At 61.1% G+C, this 1,319-nt stretch carries 1 protein-coding gene; it reads left to right on the plus strand.

Features of this window, described 5'->3' with window-relative positions:
* Positions 1-87: 87 nt before the first annotated feature.
* Positions 88-1,179: an IS5 family transposase gene (locus AC0QUY_RS42565; protein ID WP_161853322.1), complete on the plus strand. Its 1,092-nt coding sequence runs from the start codon at positions 88-90 to the stop codon at positions 1,177-1,179.
* Positions 1,180-1,319: the final 140 nt, after the last annotated feature.

The following is a 1,319-nucleotide window of genomic DNA, read 5'->3' on the forward strand; positions in this document are numbered from 1 at the left end:
CTAGCAGGCTGCTGAAAAAGTCGTTTTGCGAGGCGATCGGAGTGTGATTCTGTGCATGTGGTTGATTCCTTTCGACTGAGGATCGGGATGCGCGGCGAAGATGAGCATGCGGAACGCCTTTTCAGCTACGTGCGGCTGGAGACACGGATCCCTACGGACCATCCGCTGCGAGCGATCCGGGAGCTTGTTGACGCGGCGCTGAAGGATTTGTCGCGATCGTTCGATCGACTGTATGCGCGCGAAGGACGGCCGTCGATCCCGCCGGAGCGGCTGTTGCGAGCGCTGCTGCTGCAGGCGTTCTACACGGTGCGCTCGGAACGGCAGCTGATGGAGCAACTCGACTACAACCTGCTATTTCGCTGGTTCGTCGGCCTGTCTGCGGACGATACGGTGTGGGACGCGACCGTGTTCTGCAAGAACAGGGACCGCCTGCTCGACGGTGATATCGCGGCGAAGTTTTTCGCGAGCGTTCTCAACCTTCCGCAAGTGAGCAAGCTGCTGTCCAGCGAGCACTTCTCCGTCGACGGCACGTTGATCGAGGCCTGGGCCAGCATGAAGAGTTTTGTGCCGAAGGATGGCGATGGCAGACCGCCGGCGGCCAAGGGCAGTGGCGGGCGCAACGCCGAGCGCGACTTCCATGGCGAGAAGCGCAAGAATGACACGCATTCTTCGAACACTGACCCGGATGCCAGGCTGTTCCGCAAAGGCGCCGGCAAGGAGGCCAAGCTCTGTCACATGGGTCATCTGATGACGGAGAACCGCAACGGGCTGATCGTCGATGCGCGACTGACCGAGGCCAACGGCACCGCGGAGCGGACCACCGCGCTCGACATGATCGAGGATAATGCCAAGCCTGGCAGCACGGTGGGCGGTGACAAGAACTACGACACTGCCGACTTCGTCGCAGGCTGTCGTGAGCGCGGCTGCACCCCGCATGTCTCCCAGAACAATGCCAATCGCCGCTCGGCGATCGATGCGCGCACCACCCGTCATCCCGGCTATCGCATCAGCACGATCAAGCGCAAGCGGATCGAGGAGCCGTTCGGCTGGATCAAGACCGTTGGCGGGCTGCGCAAGACACGCCATCGCGGCCGAGGATTGGTCGAGTGGTTCTTCGTATTGACCGCGACCGCCTACAACCTCGTTCGCATCCCGAAAATTCTGGCAACGACGGCATGAGTCTGTCTGGAGCATCGAAAATGAAGCAAAATCGCCTCCGAGACACCGCCTACGGCGTCGTTCAGACCTCGGAAGTCGCCGCATCCTCGCGCCGATCAAGAAAATCGCTCCTGCAATCAGCTTTTTCAGCAGCCTGCTAG

The organism is Bradyrhizobium sp. WYCCWR15520 (assembly GCF_056174665.1).